The sequence below is a fragment of the Nocardioides sp. P5_C9_2 genome, assembly GCF_054049555.1.
The window spans coordinates 1-16,810 of record NZ_JBFUMD010000023.1 but is presented as its reverse complement, the minus strand read 5'-3'; the positions used below and the strand labels follow the sequence as shown (position 1 = coordinate 16,810).

Below are 16,810 nucleotides of genomic sequence, written 5' to 3'. Positions count from 1 at the left end.
GTTTGGCACCCTGTTGGCACCCGCGAGGGGGCCAAACGTCACGGACTACCCCGGCAGGCGGTAGCCCCCGTCGACGGCCGCGACGAGGCCGTCCTCGAGGAGGCCGGCCAGGCACCGCTCGCGCTGGTCCGCGCCGGGCCACACAGCCTCGACCGCCTCCGGACGCACGGTTCCCTCGGCGTCGCGAAGCACGGCCATGATCCGGCCGCGACACTGGCGGTCGGTCCCTGCCCACGCCTGACCACGGCGTGGAGGACCGTCGTACGCCGGCAGGCCGGCCGCCAGCCAGGCGCACCGGTCGGCGACCGGGCAGGCCCCGCAGCGCGGATCGCGGGCGGTGCAGACGAGCGCGCCGAGCTCCATCACCGCGACGGCCCAGGTGGCGGCGGTGGCGTCGTCCTCGGGCAGGAGGGCGGTGGCCAGGTCGCGTTCGGCGCGGGTGACCGACGTGGACGGGAACTCGACCCCGGACTCCACCCGCGCCAGCACCCGGCGCACGTTGGTGTCGAGCACGACGTGGCGGCGGCCGTGGGCGAAGCTCGCCACGGCCGCTGCGGTGTAGTCGCCGACGCCGGGCAGCGCGATGAGGTCGTCGTACGACGCGGGCACCTCGCCTCCGTGGCGCTCGACCAGGGCGACCGCCGCCGCGTGCAGCCGCAGCGCTCGCCGCGGGTAGCCCAGCCGTCCCCACATCCGCACCGCCTCGCCCGTCGGCTCCGCTGCGAGGTCGGCCGGCGTCGGCCACCGCTCGAGCCAGGCGTCGTGGACGGGGAGCACCCGCGCGACCGGCGTCTGCTGGAGCATCAGCTCGGAGACCAGCACCGACCACGCCGAGGCCTCGGGTCGGCGCCAGGGCAGGTCGCGTGCGTGGGCGTCGTACCAGGCGAGGATCRGGGCGTGCAGGTCACTCATCGCGGCGATCGTACGCACGGATCCGCGGGGACCCCGGTGTGGCACCACCCCCGGTACCCGCCCGACTCCTAGGGTTCGGGTCATGCCGTCCTCCCGCCCCACCCCCCCGATGGCACCGCGTGGTCCGCTGCCCGCCCGGATCTACTKGTTCCGTCGTCTGGTGGTGCTCGGCGTGGCCGTGCTGCTCGTCGCCGGCCTGGCCCGACTGCTGGGCGGCTCGAGCGACGCCTCCTCCGACGAGGCCGCCCAGGCCACCACGGCCGGAGCCACCACCAGCACCAGCGCTGACCCGTCCGAGACGGCCGCCACCGAGGCCCCGACCACGCCGGTCGAGGGACCGAAGCGCCGGAAGTCGCAGCAGACCCCGACCGAGCCGCCGCTGGCCGAGCCGAGCGGCACGTGCGAGAACGGCGACATCGTCGCGACCCCCGCGATCACCGAGGCCCCGGGCGGCAGCGACGTCCCGATCACCATCAACCTCCGCACCCGGGTGACCGCCGCGTGCACCTGGACGGTCTCGCCGGACACCCTGACCGTGAGCATCACCTCCGGTGCCGACTCCATCTGGTCGAGCCGCGAGTGCCCGGCCGCGATCGTGCCGCAGGAGGTGGTGGTCCGGCAGGCCGTGGACGCCCCGGTCGTCGTCACCTGGAACGCGCGTCGCTCCGATGAGGAGTGCTCCTCGCTCACCGAGTGGGCGCTGCCCGGGTTCTACCACGTGGAGACGGCGGCACTGGCCGGCGAGCCGACCGAGGTGCAGTTCGAGCTGGTCCGCCCCGCGAGCGAGGTGATCACCAAGACGGTGACTCCCAAGCCGCAGAAGACCGGGAAGGGCCGGTCCCACCAGCCCGGCCAGGACGGCTCCGGGAACTCCGAGGGCTGAGCCGGAATCACCGGCTGACCGGTGATTCYGCGGGTTCGCCTACGTTGCAACACGCGCCGACCCACGGAAGTGCGCGTCAACCTCGGAGCCGGGCCGGGCCGAGCGGGGCCGAGCGCACGCGGCGACCTTGTCCGTCAGTTGCTGCTGCCCGGCTCAGATGTAGCGCTCGGTGATGCTCGACTCGGCGAGGCGGGACAGCCCCTCGCGGACGCTGCGGGCCCGGAGCTCTCCGACGCCCTCGACGGCCTGGAGGTCGTCGATGCCGGCGGAGAGCAGCTGCTGGAGCCCGCCGAAGTGCTCGACGAGGCGATCGACCACGGATCCCGGCAGGCGAGGCACCTTGGCGAGCAGCCGGTAGCCGCGGGGGGCCACCGCGCCGTCGAGGTTCTCCGCGGTCCCGAGGCCGAGCACCGCGGCCACCGCACCCGGGTCGACCAGCTCGGTGGGGGAGAGGGTGGACAGGTCACCCAGGATCACCGAGGCCTCGACCTTGCGGCGCTTGCCGGCCGGGAGGTAGTCGCGCACCACCAGCTCGCGCTCGGCGTCGACGCCGGTGATGAGCTCCTCGAGCTGCAGCGACAGCAGCCGGCCGTCGGTGCCGAGCTCGAGCACGTAGTCGTCGATCTCGCGGGCGATCCGGGTGACCATCTCGAGGCGCTGGGCCACGACGGCGACGTCGCGCACGGTCACCAGGTCCTCGATCTCGAGGGCCGACAGGGTCGCCGAGACCTCGTCGAGGCGCATCTTGTAGCGCTCGAGGGTGGCGAGGGCCTGGTTGGCGCGGGAGAGGATCTGGCCCGAGTCCTCGAGGACGTGCCGGATGTCGCCGACGTACGCCGCGATGATCTGCATGGACTGCGACACCGAGATGACGGGGTGCCCGGTCTGCTTGGCCACCCGCTCGGCGGTGCGGTGCCGGGTGCCGGTCTCCTCGGAGGGGATCGACTGGTCGGGCATCAGGTGGACGGCTGCCCGCGAGATCCGGGTGAGGTCCTTGTCGACGATGATGGCGCCGTCCATCTTGGCCAGCTCGCGCAGCCCGGTGGCCGTGAAGGGCACGTCGAGGGTGAAGCCGCCGGTGACGAGGGACTCGACCATCTTGTCCTGGCCCAGCACGATGAGGGCGCCGGTGCGACCCCGCAGGATGCGCTCGAGTCCGTCGCGCAGCGCGGTGCCGGGCGCGATCATCGCCAGGGTGGCGCGCAGGCGGAGCACGTCGTCTGAACGCTCGGGCACGGTGGTCCTCTCGTACGGGTACGACGCCGGGCGTCGCGGCGCTCAGTGTAGGGGACGGCCGCCGCCGGAAAGCCGTTGTCAGTCGAGGGGCGGCAGGGGGATCCGGTCGGCCCTGGTGACGCGCAGGGTGCACAGCGCGTCCCACACCGTGCTCTCGGCGATCACCCGCATCCCGTCGACGTCTCGACGCGAACCGCTGACGGTCTCGCCGGCCGCCCGCGGGACCACCGCGACCTCGAAGCCGAGTCGCGCGGCCTCGGCCAGCCGCTGGGGCAGGTCGCGCACCCGGCGCAGCTCACCAGCGAGACCGATCTCGCCCATCGCCACGACCCCCTTGGGCGGGGCGATGCCGTGGGTGGCGCTGGCCACCGCCACGGCGATGGCCAGGTCGGTGGCCGGCTCGGTGAGCTTGGCCCCGCCCACGGTGGAGGCGAAGACGTCGTGGGAGTGCAGCTTGATGGCGGCGTGCTGCTGGAGCACCGCCAGGATCATCGCCACCCGGGAGGAGTCGATGCCCGACGTCGTGCGCCGGGGGCGCTCGAGCGGCGACGGCGTCACCAGCGCCTGCACCTCGGCCAGCAGCGGACGGCGGCCCTCCATGGTGACCGCGACGCAGGTGCCGGGGACCTGCTGGCTGTGGTGCTCGACGAACAGCCCGGTGGGGTCGGTGACGGCGCTGATGCCGCCGGCGGAGAGGTCGAAGCAGCCCACCTCGTCGACCGGGCCGAACCGGTTCTTCATCGCGCGGACCATGCGGAAGCGGGAGTTGCGGTCGCCCTCGAAGTTGAGCACCACGTCGACGAGGTGCTCCAGGACCCGTGGCCCGGCGATCGAGCCGTCCTTGGTGACGTGGCCGACGATGACCGTGGTGATGTTGCGGGTCTTGGCCACCCGCACCAGTGCGGCCGCCACCTCCTTGACCTGGGTGACCCCGCCGGGAACGCCCTCGACGCCCGACGCGCCGATGGTCTGGATCGAGTCGATGACGAGCAGCGTGGGTCGCACCTGCTCGATGTGGGTCAGGACGGCGCCGAGGTCGGTCTCGGCCGCGAGGTAGAGCTCGTCGTGGACGCCGCCGGTGCGATCGGCGCGCAGCCTGACCTGCGAGGCCGACTCCTCGCCGGTGACGTAGAGGGTGCGGGTGCGGACCCGGGCGGTCTGGGCGGCCACCTCGAGCAGCAGGGTGCTCTTGCCGACGCCGGGCTCGCCGGCCAGCAGGATCGCGGCACCGGGGACCAGCCCGCCGCCGAGGACCCGGTCGAGCTCGGGGACGCCGCAGGAGCGGAAGGTGGCGTCCTCGACCGAGACCTCGCCGATCGGCACCGCGGGGCGCGTGACGGGCGACGCGGCGGCCCGCACGGTCGGGGCGGCCGCCTCGGCCACGGATCCCCAGGCCTGGCACTCGCCGCAGCGGCCCACCCACTTGCCGGTCTCCCAGCCGCACTCCGAGCACTTGTAGGCGGCGCGCTGTCTGCTCATGGGCGGCACGCTAGGCGACCGCACCGACAGCGCAGTTATGCTGCCCCTGTTTGGAACGATCAAGGGGGCCTGACATGTCGCGACCGGAGTCCCGGCTGGGCGCACACCTGCCGGTGTCGCCGCCGACGCTTGCCGACGTGGCCGAGCGGGCGGGGGTGAGCCGGCAGACGGTCTCCAACGCCGTCAACAACCCCGACCTGCTGCGCCCCGGCACCCTGGAGCGGGTCCGGGAGGCGATCGAGGAGATGGGCTACTCGCCCAACCGTGCCGCGCGCAACCTGCGCACCCGCACCTCCCAGCTGATCGGCCTGCGGGTCTCGCCGGTCCAGGAGGGCACGGCCAACGCGATGATGGACCGCTTCGTCCACACGCTGGTCGAGACGTCGGCGCTGGCCGGGCACCACGTCCTGCTGTTCACCGGGGAGGACGAGGACCCCGTCGCCGGTTACGACAACCTGCTGCGCTCGACCGCCGTCGACGCGTTCGTCGTCACCGACACCTACCTGGGCAACCCGCAGGCCGCGTGGCTCGCCCAGCAGCGGGCGCCGTTCGTCGCCTTCGGCCGTCCCTGGGACCGCGCCGACGCCCGGCACCCGTGGGTCGACGTCGACGGTGCCGCCGGCACCCGTCTCGCCACCGAGCACCTCATCGACCGGGGCCACACCCGCATCGCCTGGATCGGGTGGCGCAAGGACTCGCCCATCGGCGAGGACCGTCGCGCCGGGTGGCTGACGACGATGCGCGAGCACGGTCTCCCGACCACCGGGCTCGCCAGCCGGGTCGAGGACACCGTCCAGTCCGGCGGCGAGGCCGCGGCGGTGCTGCTCGACGAGTCGGCCCCCACGGCCTTCGTCTGCGCGTCCGACACGCTGGCCATGGGCGTCCTGCACACCCTGTGGCTGCGCCAGCTCGCCCCGGGCCGCGACATCGCGGTGGTGGGCTTCGACGACTCCCAGGTCGCCCAGGTCTACCCGGTCGGGCTCACCTCGGTGCGCCAGCCGCTCGAGGAGGTCGCGGTCCAGATCGTCACCGCGCTGCACGCGCTGCTCTCCCACCAGCCGCCCGCCGAGGACGGCGTGCTGCTCACCCCGAGCCTCGTCGTACGCCAGTCGTCCTGAGCCCRTCGCGTCAGTACGTCCGCCACCACACGTTGACGGCGTAGTCCACCTCGGTGCCCTCGTGGGCGGCGAGCACCCGCTGCGCCACCTCGGGGGAGAACTCGATCCGCACCACGGCCTCGAGGACCTCGCGGCGGGCGAACGACCACCCCATGTCGACCGGCACGCGGGTCCAGCCGCGCTGCGACCAGAACCGCTCGACCTCGACGGGGTCGACCTCCGGGTAGCCGAGGCGGAACCACGCCCCGAAGGTCGACCTGCTGGCGTCGTTGTCGATGACGAAGGCCGTGCCCCCGCGGCGTACGACGCGTTCCAGCTCGGCGAGGCCGGGCTCGCAGCCCGGACCGAAGAAGTAGGCCCACCGCGCGTGCATCACGTCGACCGACGCGTCGGGGAGTGGCAGGTCCTGCGCGGTGCCGGTCAGCACCTCGACGTTCCCCAGTCGTCGGGTACGACGCCGGGCCAGGGCCGCCAGCGACGGGTGCGGCTCGACCCCGACGACCCGGCGGGCGTGCTCGGCCCAGCGGGGGAGGTGGAAGCCGGTGCCGCAACCGACGTCGAGCAGCACCCGGTCGTCCCACGACGCCACGGCCCGCATGGCCGCCTCGATGCGGCCCCCGGGGTCGGCGGCGAGATTCTCGAGCTCGTACGTCTCCGGGTGGTGCCAGATGTTCGGGCTCGGGGTGGCCCCCGCGCGCGCCGGTGGACGCGTCAGAGCCGGACGAGCCCGGTAGGCGTCTGGACCTGGACGGCGATGATGCCCGGCGTGCCGTTGGGGGCGACCCACTCGACCTTGATGTCCTCGAGCGGCGACTCGACGGTCTCGCCGAGCCACTCGCTGACCCGCTGCGGGTCCCCGGCGATCTCCAGGGCGACCAGCGAGAAGTCGACGTCGGCGACGTTGCTCGGGTGCATCTCGGCCGGCGACTCCCACTGGATGAAGAAGGGGAGCTGCGGGTCCGACAGCAGGCCGTGGACGCCGATCTGGCGCCAGACCAGCTCCTCGCCGCTGGGCAGGTGCCGGTTGCCCTTGACCGACTCGCGGCCGAGGCGCGACTCGACGACGGTGATGTCGTCGACGGCCACCACCCAGCCCAGCCAGCCGCCACCGAGGGCGGAGCGGGCGCGGACGGCCTGCCCGAAGGGGGCCTTGTCGCTCGCAGGGTGGTCCAGCACCTCGACGATCTCGATGTAGGTGCGGCCGTCCAGCGGCATGATCATGTTGCGGGTCCCGAAGCGGGGATGCACGCCGCCGTCGATGAAGTCCTTGCCGAGCTGGCCCCCGATGCGCTGGGCTGTGCTGGCAAGTCCATCCGGTCCGGCTGCGAACGAGAGATGGTCCAGGCGCATGGCTGCATTCTGTGCTCAGGTGCGGGGCGCCGTCACGCCGGGGTCAGGTTGTCTTGACGTCGAGCGAAATTCGACGGGGAGTGCGGACCGCGTCAGCGTGGGTCGGCCGGGTGCAGCGCCAGCGCCGAGCGGGACCGGACGTGCGCGTCGCAGTGCCGCACCAGCTCCTGGTAGCCGGCGGCGCCCATGAGCTCGGTCAGCTCGGGCTCGTGGGTGACGTAGACGGGCTCCGGGGCGACGTGCGCCTCGGTGTTTCCCGAGCAGTACCAGTCGAGGTCGTGGCCGCCAGGGCCCCACCCGCGCCGGTCGTACTCGCCGATCGACACCTCGGTGTACGCCGTCCCGTCCTGCCGCTCGACGGAGCGGAACGTGCGCCGGATCGGCAGCTGCCAGCAGACGTCGGGCTTGGTCTCCAACGGGTTGCGACCCTGCTCCAGGGCCAGTCCGTGCAGCGCGCAGCCGGCGCCACCGGCTCCGGTCGAGGGGGCGAAGTCCGCCCGGTTGTGGAAGACGCACGCCGACTGGCCGTCGTACTCCACCGCGATCGTCTTGCGCTCGCCGTCCTCGTCGCTCTCGACCCAGTCGTCGACCTCCACGGGCCGCTGGGGGTGGAACTGCCACTGCTCCGGCGTGAGCTCCGCGACGTACGCCGCGACGCGCTGCTCGTCGTCGGCGTCGCTGAAGTGCGCACCCAGCGTGCAGCAGCCGACGTCGGGCGAGTCGGCGTAGATGCCCTGGCACCCCTGGCCGAAGATGCAGGTGTAGGCCGAGGTCAGCCAGGTGAGGTCGCAGYGGAACACCTGCTCCTCGTCGGCGGGGTCGGCGAACTCCACGAACGCACGGGGAAAGACGAGGTCGACTTCGGGCACTGGGCAAGCCTAGTAGTTTGGCCTCATGCGCCTGGGCGTCCTCGACATCGGCTCCAACACCGGTCACCTGCTCGTGGTGGACGCGCACGGCGGCGCCGCCCCCCTCCCGGCCTTCTCCTACAAGCAGCCGCTGCGCCTCGCCGAGCACCTCGACAGCGACGGTGCGGTCACCGAGGACGGCATCGAGGCCCTCACCCGGTTCTGTCGCGAGGCCGTGACGGTCGCCGAGGACAAGGGCTGCGAGGACATGCTCGGCTTCGCCACCTCGGCGGTGCGCGACGCGGTCAACTCCGACGCCGTCCTGGCCCACGTCAACGACGTGACCGAGGTCGACCTGTCGGTGCTGTCGGGGGAGGACGAGGCCCGGCTGACCTTCCTGGCCGTACGTCGCTGGTTCGGGTGGTCGGCCGGCCGCCTGGCCGTCTTCGACATCGGCGGCGGCTCGCTCGAGATCGCGGGCGGTGCCGACGAGGCCCCCGACGTGGCCTGGTCGATGCCGCTGGGCGCGGCCCGGCTGGCCCGGGACAACTTCGGCGGCGCCCGCCCCGACGACGAGGCCCTGCGTCAGCTGCGACGGCGGATCCGCGCCGACATCGCCCGCGACGCCGGCAACCTGCTGCGTCCCGGCGCCCCCGACCGCGCGGCCGCCACCTCCAAGACCTTCCGGTCGCTGGCCCGGATCTGCGGCGCCGCGCCCAGCGGGGACGGCCCGCTCGTGCCGCGCGTGCTGGAGCTGGACACGCTGTCGCAGTGGATCCCCAAGCTGGTCTCGCTCGACCCCGACGAGCTCGCCGCCCTGCCCGGGGTCTCGCCCAGCCGCACCCACCAGATCGTGCCCGGCGCGCTGGTGGCCGAGGCGTGCATGGACATCTTCGACCTCGAGGCCCTGGAGATCTGCCCGTGGGCGCTGCGCGAGGGCGTCATCCTCGAGCGTCTCGACCAGCTGTCCGTCGTGACCAGGCCCCCGGTCCGGCGCGGTCCGTCGTGACCCTCGTCGCGCTCTCCACCGCCTCGGTCTACCCCGAGTCCACGGCGCACGGCTTCGCCTGGGCCGCGCAGGTCGGCTACGACGCCGTCGAGGTGATGGTCGGCATCGACGCGCTCTCCCAGCAGACCGCCGCGCTCCAGCAGCTCTCCGAGCACCACGAGATGCCGATCTGCGCGATCCACTCGCCGTGCCTGCTGTGGACCCAGCGGGTCTGGGGCAGCGAGCCGTGGGGCAAGCTCGAGCGCTCCGCCGAGCTGGCGTCCGCCGTCGGCGCCGACGTGGTCGTCGTGCACCCGCCGTTCCGCTGGCAGAAGGAGTACGCCGCGGGCTTCGTCGACGGGATCGCCGCCCTCGAGGAGTCGACCGGCATCGCCTTCGCCGTCGAGAACATGTACCCCTGGCGGGCCACCTCGCGCCGGGGCATGGAGATGTACCTCCCGAGCTGGGACCCCAGCGAGCACGAGTACGCCAACACCACCATCGACCTGTCCCACGCGGCGATCGCCCGCAGCGACGTCATCTCGATGGCCGAGCGCCTCGGCGACCGGCTGCGCCACGTCCACCTCACCGACGGCAGCGGTTCGGCCAAGGACGAGCACCTGGTGCCCGGCCGCGGCACGATGGGGGCCGGCGGCTTCCTGGCCCACCTCGCGGGCCGCGACTTCGACGGCCACATCGTGCTGGAGATCAACACCCRCCGCTGCTCGACCCGCGTCGAGCGCGAGGCCGACCTGCGGGAGTCGCTGGAGTTCGCCCGCGAGCACTTCGCGGTCCGGGCTCGCTGACGCGTCGTACCCTCCCTCGCATGAGTCGTCCCGCCCGCGGTCGCCGTCCCGGCGCCCCCGACACCCGTGCGGCGGTGCTCGCCGCGGCGCGGGAGGCCTTCGCGGCCAAGGGCTTCGGTGGTACGACGATCCGCGCCGTCGCCGCGGACGCGGGCGTCGACCCGGCCCTGGTGCACCACTACTTCGGCGCCAAGGACGACCTGTTCCTCGCGGCCCTGGAGCTGCCGATCGATCCGCGGGAGGTGATCGGCCGGGTCGTCGAGGGCCCGGTCGAGGAGGCGGGCGAGCGGTTCCTGCGCGCGTTCCTGTCCGTGTGGGACGACCCAGACGTGCAGCCGGCGCTGCTCGCGGCGGCCCGGGGGGTGATGGACCCGACCGCTCAGCGCCTGCTCAGCGAGGGGTTCCTGCCCGTGGTGATCCGGCCGGTCGGCGTCGCCCTGGGCCTGGACCGACCCGACCACCGGATGGCGCTGGTCGCCAGCCAGGTCGTGGGGCTGATCCTGCTGCGCTACGTCCTGCGCGTCGAGCCGGTCGCCTCGCTGAGCAGCGAGCAGGTCGTGGCGACGTACGCGCCCACGCTCCAGCGCTACCTCACCGGGGACCTGCCCCCGGACTGAAGTCCCTTGACGTCGCCCGACCCGCGGGAGCACAATTCAACGCATGATGAATAAGGTCATCGACATCCAGGACCTGGTGGTCGTCCGGGGCGGCCGCGAGGTGCTGCCCGGCCTCACCCTCGGGGTCGCCCCCGGAGTCACCGGGTTGCTGGGACCGAGCGGCTGCGGCAAGTCCACGCTGCTGCGAGCCGTGGTCGGCGTGCAACGCGTCCGGTCCGGTGGTGTCGAGGTCCTCGGCCTGCCGGCGGGGGACCGGCGGCTGCGCGACCGGCTCGGCTACGTCACCCAGGCCGCGAGCGTGTACGACGACCTCACCGTCGCCGAGAACCTCCACTTCTTCGCCCGGGTGCTCGGGGTCTCCCGGTCCGAGGTGGACGACGTCGTGGCCGCCGTCGACCTCACCGCCCAGCGCGATCAGGTGGTGGGCGCCCTGAGCGGCGGCCAGCGCAGCAGGGCGAGCCTCGCCGTCGCCCTGCTGGGCGACCCGGACGTGCTGGTCCTCGACGAGCCCACCGTCGGGCTCGACCCGGTGCTGCGCCGCGACCTGTGGCGGCTCTTCCACCGCCTCGCCGACCGCGGCAAGGCCGTGCTGGTCTCCAGCCACGTGATGGACGAGGCCGACCGGTGCGACCGGCTGCTGTTGATGCGCGAGGGCAGGATCATCGCCGACGGCACTCCCGACGAGATCCGCGGGAGCGCCCCGGACATCGAGGCCGCCTTCCTCCAGATCGTCGAGCGTGCGGCGTGAGCGCCCGCGTCACGATGGCCGTGGCCGGACGGGTGCTGACCCAGGTGCGCCGCGACCGCCGCACCCTGGCGATGCTGCTCGTGCTGCCCTGCCTGCTGATGAGCCTGCTGTGGTGGATGTTCGCGGACCTGCCCGGCAACGCCTTCGACGGCTTCGGACCCGCCCTGCTGGCGATCTTCCCCTTCACGGTGATGTTCCTCGTGACCAGCGTGACCACGCTGCGCGAGCGCGGGAGCGGCACCCTCGAGCGCCTGCTCTCCATGCCGATGGGCAAGCTGGACTTCCTGCTCGGCTACGCCCTCGCCTTCGGCCTCCTCGCCGCCGTCCAGTCCGCCCTCGCGGTCGCCGTGAGCGTCGGCCTGCTCGGGCTGGACGTCAACGGCCCGGCCTGGCTGCTCGGGGTGGTGGCGGTCGTCGACGCCGTGCTGGGCACCGCGCTGGGGCTGCTGGTCAGCGCCTTCGCCGACACCGAGTTCCAGGCCGTGCAGTTCATGCCCGCCTTCGTCGTCCCCCAGATCCTGCTGTGCGGGCTGTTCGTCGCGCGCGACCAGCTGCCCGCGGTCCTGGGAGCCATCAGCGACGTCCTGCCCCTCTCGTACGCCGTCGACGCCATGCAGGAGCTGGTGGGCGCGGCCGACCAGGCGAGGGTCTGGGCCGACGTCTCGGTCGTCCTCGGCTTCGCCGTCGCGGGCCTGGCCCTCGGCGCGGCGACGCTGCGGCGGCGTACGCCCTGACGTGTCGGCGCTGTCGGCGTCGTCGGCGTCCCCCGACTGGCGGCGCGCGACAGTTGGACGGCCCGGGGTGACGTCGTCCGCCGCCAGTTGCGCGAGGGATCCGCGCGACCGTGCCCCGCGCTCGGCAGACTGGCGGCGCGCGACAGTTGGACGGCCCGGGGTGAYGTCGTCCGCCGCCAGCTAACGCGGGTGGTCCGGGCGTACGACGGCCGGCAGCAGCGAACTGGCGGCGCGCGACAGTCGGAGGGCCCGGGCTCCGCAGACTGGCGGCGTACGACAGCCCGACGGCCCGGGGTGACGTCGTCCGCCGCCAGTTGCGCGAGCGACCCCCGCCCCGGCGACCCACCCCGGCGACCCCCACCCCGACGACCCCCACCCCGGCGCCCCGACCCCGACGACCCGCCTCCGACCCCGAGGGCCACGAGCTGCGGGACCCCGTCCGGAGGAGGCCGTCCGCAGCAGGTCGGCGTAGCCTGTGCGGCATGTCTCTGCTCCGTCAGCCGATCCTGCTGCTCGCCAAGAGCGAGCAGGTCAAGAAGCTCGTCAGCACCATGCCCGTCTCGTCGGGCATCGTCACCAGCTACGTCCCGGGTGAGTCCACCGACTCCGCCGTCACGGCGACCGACGAGCTGGTCGGTGACGGTCTCACCGTGACCCTGGACTTCCTGGGCGAGGACACCCTCGACGTCGCCCAGGCCGATGCCACGGTCGCGGCGTACAAGGAGGTCCTGGCCGAGCTCGCCCGCCGCGGACTCGCGTCGAAGGCCGAGGTCAGCGTCAAGCTGAGTGCGGTCGGCCAGGCGCTGCCGGACGGCGGCGAGAAGATCGCGCTGGAGAACGTCCGCGAGATCTGCCGGGCCGCGCGCAACGCCGGCACCACGGTCACCCTCGACATGGAGGACCACACCACCACCGACTCGACGCTGGGCATCCTCCGCGAGCTGCGCAAGGACTTCCCGGAGACCGGTGCCGTGCTCCAGGCGATGCTGCACCGCACCGAGTCCGACTGCCGGGCGCTCGCCTACGAGGGCTCGCGCGTCCGCCTGTGCAAGGGTGCCTACCACGAGCCGGAGTCGGTCGCCTTCCAGGACAAGCTCGACATCGACAAGTCCTACGTGCGGTGCCTCAAGGTGCTGCTGGCCGGCCAGGGCTACCCGATGATCGCCAGCCACGACCCACGCATGGTGCAGATCGCCTCCTCGCTCGCCAGCCGCTACGGCCGGCGACCGGGCACCTACGAGTTCCAGATGCTCTACGGCATCCGCCCCGAGGAGCAGAAGCGTCTGGCCGGCACCGGTGAGACCGTGCGCGTCTACATCCCCTACGGCCAGGAGTGGTACGGCTACCTCATGCGTCGCCTCGCGGAGCGCCCGCAGAACCTCTCCTTCTTCGCCCGTTCGCTGATCTCCAAGAAGTAGGTCCCGCGATGTCCCAGACCGCGATCATCGGGGCCGGCGTCATGGGCGAGACCCTGCTCTCGGGGCTGGTCCGCGCCGGACGCCGGGTCGACAACCTGCTGGTCGGCGAGAAGCGGCCCGACCGGGCCCGCGAGCTCGAGGAGCAGTACGGCGTCGCGGTCGTCTCCAATGCCGAGGCGGCCCGCAAGGCCGACACGGTGGCCCTCGTCGTGAAGCCGCAGGACATGGCCGCGGTCCTCGACGAGATCGCCGCGGAGCTGCGTCCGGGGCAGCTGCTCGTCAGCCTCGCCGCGGGCATCACGACAGCGTTCATCGAGTCCCGCGTGCCCGAGGGCGTGGCGGTCGTGCGGGTCATGCCCAACACGCCCGCGCTGGTGGACGAGGGGATGGCCGCGATCTCGCCCGGCTCGCACTGCGACGACGGGCACCTGGCCGAGGCCGAGTCGTTGATGGCCTCGACCGGCAAGGTGCTGCGCATCCCGGAGAAGCAGATGGACGCCGTGACGGCGATCAGCGGCTCGGGCCCCGCCTACATCTTCTTCGTCGTCGAGTCGATGATCGAGGCGGGCGTCCACCTCGGGCTGCCGCGAGCCACGTCGACCGAGCTGGTCATCCAGACGCTCTACGGCTCCGCCACCATGCTGCGCGAGACCGGCACCCACCCCGTCGTGCTCCGCGAGCAGGTCACCTCGCCGGGCGGCACCACGGCATCGGCGCTGCGCGAGCTCGAGGTGCACAAGGTGCGGGCCGCGTTCCTGGCCGCCATGGAGGCCGCGCGCGACCGCTCGCGCGAGCTCGCCGAGGGCTCCTGACCCGACCGTACGGCGGGCGTCAGCCGGCCGCGTGCGGGTCGGGCAGCAGGCCGGGCGTCGCGGCGAGGATGGCGCGCGCCGCCTCGCGGTGCGTGTGCTCGACGAGCACCTCGTAGCGCGTGGCGACCACCGCGGTGACGGAGCTGAAGTCGCGGCGTCCCCGGGTGGCGGCGTACCCCAGCAGGCCCCACGCCAGCCCGAAGAGGGCGCCGAAGGCGGCCGTCGAGAGCAGGATGCCGAGCAGGCTGCCCTCGACCCACAGGGCGATGATCAGGCCCACGAAGACGCCGAACCACAGCCCCGACCCGGCGCTGGCCAGCGCGACGCGTCCCCAGGTGAGCCGGCCGGTGACCCGCTCGATGCGCTTGAGGTCGGTGCCGACGATGAGGAGGTTCTCGACCGGGAACTCCTCGTCGGAGAGGTGGTCGACGGCGCGCTGGGCCTCCTCGTAGGTGTCGTAGACGGCGAGGGACTGGGGGAAGGCCAGGTCCAGGCCGGTGCTGCGGGTGCCGGTGGTGTCCATGTCCCGAGTCTTGCACCCGGCCGGCAGCCGGCTCAGGCCTTGAGCGACTCCAGCAGGTCGACCAGGTCGGTGACCACGCCGCGGACCACCGGGACCCGCGAGAGCCGTCCGAGCTTGTCGACGAGCGGGGCGACGCCRTGGGCGAGCGCGAGGGTACGCCGACGCCCGTCGCTGGCGTCGTACACCCAGAACAGCACCATGCCCATGTGCAGCAGCCACAGCAGCTCGGGCAGGTGCGGACGCAGTGCCGGCGTGACCTTGAGGTCCGAGCCCTCGACGACCTCGCGGAAGATCGCGGTGCTGGCCTCGCGGGCACCGCTCGACTCCGGCGAGAAGGGGGACAGCGGGCTGGTCGGCTCGGCGGCGTTCTTGAAGAACGTGCCGGCGAACTCGTGGTACGGCTCGGCGACCTCCACCCAGGCGGCCAGCACGCCCTCGAGCCGGTCGGCGAACGCGGTGGTGCCCGTCAGCGTCTCGGCCGCGGCGGCGAGGTGGGCGTCCTGCATCTGGCCGTAGAAGGCCTGGACGAGGTGCTCCTTGCCGGCGAAGTAGTAGTAGGCGCTGCCCAGCGACACCCCCGCCTCGTCGGCGATCCCGCGCATCGTGGTGCCGTCGAAGCCCCGGCTGCGGAAGAGCCGCATCGATGCCTCGACGATGGCCCGGCGGGTCTGCTCAGCCTTGGGGGAGCGGGGCGCAGGATCCGGCACAGTCGTCAGGGTAGTCACCCCCTCCGGCGGTGAGGCGGGCCGTGGTGGCGTTGCGGATGCCGGCCGCGAGGTACGCCGCGCCCTTGGCGAGCGGCAGCCGTGACGGGTGTGCCAGCGACTCGGCCAGCGCCCGGTGCGACGCCGTGGCCCACAGGCACATCACCCAGGCGTGGGCGCCGGTCCACACCGCACCCTCGTCGGAGACGACGGTGACCTCCGCGAGGGTGCGGTCGTGGTCCAGCGCGGGAAAGAGCGACCGGGCGGCCGGCGAGCCGGCGGCCACCAGGTCGATCGGGACCAGGCCGGGCTGCCGCTCGAGCCACCCGCTGAACGCGCGGCACAGCGGGCAGCCGGGATCGTGCAGGACGGTGAGGCGCACGGCTCAGACCGGGTACGCCGGGGTGCCCTGCCCGGCGGTCGGCGTGAAGTGCTGGGGAGCCAGGGGCGGGGTCCGCAGCGACTCGAGCCGGGCGCGACGCCGGATGGAGTTGAAGACGTACACGTTGCAGAAGTGCAGCAGCCCGAGCACGACCATCACGACGCCGACCTTGAGGCTGACGACCTCGATCAGCTGGGTGAGGTTCACGACGACGGTGCCGGTGCGCAGGTAGAGCAGCACGAACCCGACGTTGAGCAGGTAGAAGCCGACGACGAGCAGCGTGTTGACCGCGTCGGCCAGCCCGGTGTCCTCGCCGAAGACGTCGGCGAGGAACACCCGGCCGTTGCGGGACAGGGTCCGGGCGACCCAGATGGTGAGCGGGACGGTGACGACGAGATAGCTGAGGTAGGTGACCGCGGTCCAGTCCATGACGACTCCTTGAACGTGTTCAAAAGTGGATGCCACGGACGGTAGCCCGTTTACTGAACATGTTCAACTCGACTGGAGCCGGCCAGTCAGCGAGTGGCGCGGGGCGCCGGTGGGCGTAACCGGTAGCGTCGGTCGCATGGAGTGCCCCGGCCCCGCGTCCGTCGTCTTCGACAAGAGCCTGACGGGATACGACTTCGGGCCCGGGCACCCGATGTCCCCGGTCCGGGTCGACCTCACGATGCGCCTCGCCGAGGAGCTCGGCGTGCTCGAGCACGTGCGCATGGTCGAGGCCCCCGTCGCCGACGACGACCTGATCGCCACCGTCCACGACCGCGGCCTCATCGAGGCCGTGACGCGCTGCGGCACCGAGGGGGGCGAGGACCCGGACCACGGTCTGGGGACCGACGACGACCCGGTCTTCCCCGACATGCACACGGCGGCGGCGCACGTCGTCGGCGCGACCGTGGAGGCCTGCCGGCAGGTGGCGAGCGGGGAGTCGCTGCACAGCGCGAGCATCGCCGGCGGCCTGCACCACGCGATGGCCGAGCGGTCCTCCGGCTTCTGCATCTACAACGACATCGCCGTGGGGATCCGGAGCCTGCTCGACCAGGGCTACCGACGCATCGCCTACGTCGACGTCGACGTCCACCACGGCGACGGCGTGGAGCGCATCTTCTACGACGACCCGCGGGTGCTGACGATCTCCCTGCACGAGACCGGCCAGATGCTCTTCCCCGGCACGGGCTTCCCCTCCGACTCCGGCGGCCCCGGCGCCGAGGGGTCCGCGGTCAACGTCGCGCTGCCGCCGGGCACGGCCGACGCG

Annotated in this window: 19 protein-coding genes and 1 pseudogene; 10 read left to right on the top strand and 10 right to left on the bottom strand. The window is 72.9% G+C overall.

What is annotated here, in order from left to right:
- Nucleotides 1-45 precede the first annotated feature (45 nt).
- Nucleotides 46-912: an A/G-specific adenine glycosylase gene (locus ACXJKL_RS02460; protein WP_457205460.1), complete on the bottom strand. Its 867-nt coding sequence runs from the start codon at nt 910-912 to the stop codon at nt 46-48.
- 82 nt (nt 913-994) lie between these two features.
- Between ACXJKL_RS02460 and ACXJKL_RS02455 the strand changes: the two genes are divergently transcribed.
- Nucleotides 995-1,795 (top strand): hypothetical protein, encoded by an 801-nt coding sequence (locus ACXJKL_RS02455; RefSeq protein ID WP_457205459.1) that lies wholly within the window; start codon nt 995-997, stop codon nt 1,793-1,795.
- A gap of 153 nt (nt 1,796-1,948) precedes the next feature.
- On the opposite strand, the gene disA is transcribed toward ACXJKL_RS02455, so the two are convergent.
- Nucleotides 1,949-3,031, bottom strand: a complete 1,083-nt coding sequence (disA, locus tag ACXJKL_RS02450) for a DNA integrity scanning diadenylate cyclase DisA (protein WP_457205458.1) — start codon at nt 3,029-3,031, stop codon at nt 1,949-1,951.
- 78 nt (nt 3,032-3,109) lie between these two features.
- On the bottom strand, nt 3,110-4,510 hold the full coding sequence (gene radA / locus ACXJKL_RS02445) for a DNA repair protein RadA (RefSeq protein ID WP_457205457.1): 1,401 nt from the start codon (nt 4,508-4,510) through the stop codon (nt 3,110-3,112).
- Nucleotides 4,511-4,584: 74 nt separating this feature from the next.
- On the opposite strand from radA, the gene ACXJKL_RS02440 reads away from it, so the two are divergent.
- Nucleotides 4,585-5,628, top strand: a complete 1,044-nt coding sequence (locus tag ACXJKL_RS02440) for a LacI family DNA-binding transcriptional regulator (RefSeq protein ID WP_457205456.1) — start codon at nt 4,585-4,587, stop codon at nt 5,626-5,628.
- 10 nt (nt 5,629-5,638) lie between these two features.
- On the opposite strand, the gene ACXJKL_RS02435 is transcribed toward ACXJKL_RS02440, so the two are convergent.
- The 3 genes from ACXJKL_RS02435 to ACXJKL_RS02425 form a co-directional block, all read right to left on the bottom strand.
- Complete coding sequence (locus ACXJKL_RS02435) at nt 5,639-6,226, bottom strand: class I SAM-dependent methyltransferase (RefSeq protein WP_457205455.1); 588 nt, start codon at nt 6,224-6,226, stop codon at nt 5,639-5,641.
- A 113-nt stretch (nt 6,227-6,339) separates the two neighbouring features.
- Nucleotides 6,340-6,978, bottom strand: a complete 639-nt coding sequence (locus ACXJKL_RS02430) for a VOC family protein (protein WP_457205454.1) — start codon at nt 6,976-6,978, stop codon at nt 6,340-6,342.
- Nucleotides 6,979-7,070: 92 nt separating this feature from the next.
- Nucleotides 7,071-7,847, bottom strand: coding sequence for a hypothetical protein (locus ACXJKL_RS02425; protein WP_457205453.1), 777 nt, complete (start codon nt 7,845-7,847; stop codon nt 7,071-7,073).
- A gap of 25 nt (nt 7,848-7,872) precedes the next feature.
- On the opposite strand from ACXJKL_RS02425, the gene ACXJKL_RS02420 reads away from it, so the two are divergent.
- From ACXJKL_RS02420 to proC, 7 genes are all read left to right on the top strand, one after another.
- Nucleotides 7,873-8,835, top strand: a complete 963-nt coding sequence (locus ACXJKL_RS02420) for a Ppx/GppA phosphatase family protein (protein ID WP_457205452.1) — start codon at nt 7,873-7,875, stop codon at nt 8,833-8,835.
- The gene (locus tag ACXJKL_RS02415; RefSeq protein ID WP_457205451.1) at nt 8,832-9,620 is read left to right on the top strand and encodes a sugar phosphate isomerase/epimerase family protein; all 789 of its coding nucleotides are present in this window, start codon (nt 8,832-8,834) and stop codon (nt 9,618-9,620) included. Before ACXJKL_RS02420 ends, ACXJKL_RS02415 begins: the two co-directional genes overlap by 4 nt.
- Before the next feature lie 20 nt (nt 9,621-9,640).
- Nucleotides 9,641-10,237 carry a TetR/AcrR family transcriptional regulator gene (locus ACXJKL_RS02410; protein WP_457205450.1) on the top strand — a complete coding sequence of 199 codons (597 nt, stop codon included), beginning with the start codon at nt 9,641-9,643 and terminating at the stop codon, nt 10,235-10,237.
- Nucleotides 10,238-10,280: 43 nt separating this feature from the next.
- Nucleotides 10,281-10,985 (top strand): ABC transporter ATP-binding protein, encoded by a 705-nt coding sequence (locus ACXJKL_RS02405; protein WP_457205449.1) that lies wholly within the window; start codon nt 10,281-10,283, stop codon nt 10,983-10,985.
- Nucleotides 10,982-11,719, top strand: coding sequence for an ABC transporter permease (locus tag ACXJKL_RS02400; RefSeq protein ID WP_457205448.1), 738 nt, complete (start codon nt 10,982-10,984; stop codon nt 11,717-11,719). Before ACXJKL_RS02405 ends, ACXJKL_RS02400 begins: the two co-directional genes overlap by 4 nt.
- A 482-nt stretch (nt 11,720-12,201) precedes the next feature.
- Nucleotides 12,202-13,137, top strand: coding sequence for a proline dehydrogenase family protein (locus ACXJKL_RS02395; RefSeq protein ID WP_457205447.1), 936 nt, complete (start codon nt 12,202-12,204; stop codon nt 13,135-13,137).
- Between the two features lie 8 nt (nt 13,138-13,145).
- Nucleotides 13,146-13,949 carry a pyrroline-5-carboxylate reductase gene (gene proC / locus ACXJKL_RS02390; protein WP_457205446.1) on the top strand — a complete coding sequence of 268 codons (804 nt, stop codon included), beginning with the start codon at nt 13,146-13,148 and terminating at the stop codon, nt 13,947-13,949.
- A 19-nt stretch (nt 13,950-13,968) separates the two neighbouring features.
- Here proC and ACXJKL_RS02385 read toward each other — a convergent pair whose 3' ends face one another.
- From ACXJKL_RS02385 to ACXJKL_RS02370, 4 genes are read right to left on the bottom strand one after another with little or no spacing between them, the layout of a single operon-like run.
- Complete coding sequence (locus tag ACXJKL_RS02385) at nt 13,969-14,472, bottom strand: general stress protein (RefSeq protein WP_457205445.1); 504 nt, start codon at nt 14,470-14,472, stop codon at nt 13,969-13,971.
- A gap of 32 nt (nt 14,473-14,504) precedes the next feature.
- The gene (locus ACXJKL_RS02380) at nt 14,505-15,179 is read right to left on the bottom strand and encodes a TetR family transcriptional regulator (protein WP_457205444.1); all 675 of its coding nucleotides are present in this window, start codon (nt 15,177-15,179) and stop codon (nt 14,505-14,507) included.
- Nucleotides 15,145-15,558 carry a DCC1-like thiol-disulfide oxidoreductase family protein gene (locus ACXJKL_RS02375; RefSeq protein ID WP_457205443.1) on the bottom strand — a complete coding sequence of 138 codons (414 nt, stop codon included), beginning with the start codon at nt 15,556-15,558 and terminating at the stop codon, nt 15,145-15,147. The genes ACXJKL_RS02380 and ACXJKL_RS02375 overlap by 35 nt, the downstream gene beginning before the upstream one ends.
- A 3-nt stretch (nt 15,559-15,561) precedes the next feature.
- Complete coding sequence (locus tag ACXJKL_RS02370; RefSeq protein ID WP_457205442.1) at nt 15,562-15,987, bottom strand: hypothetical protein; 426 nt, start codon at nt 15,985-15,987, stop codon at nt 15,562-15,564.
- Nucleotides 15,988-16,123: 136 nt separating this feature from the next.
- Between ACXJKL_RS02370 and ACXJKL_RS02365 the strand changes: the two are divergent.
- A pseudogene (locus tag ACXJKL_RS02365) lies at nt 16,124-16,810 on the top strand (acetoin utilization protein AcuC); the annotation flags it as partial.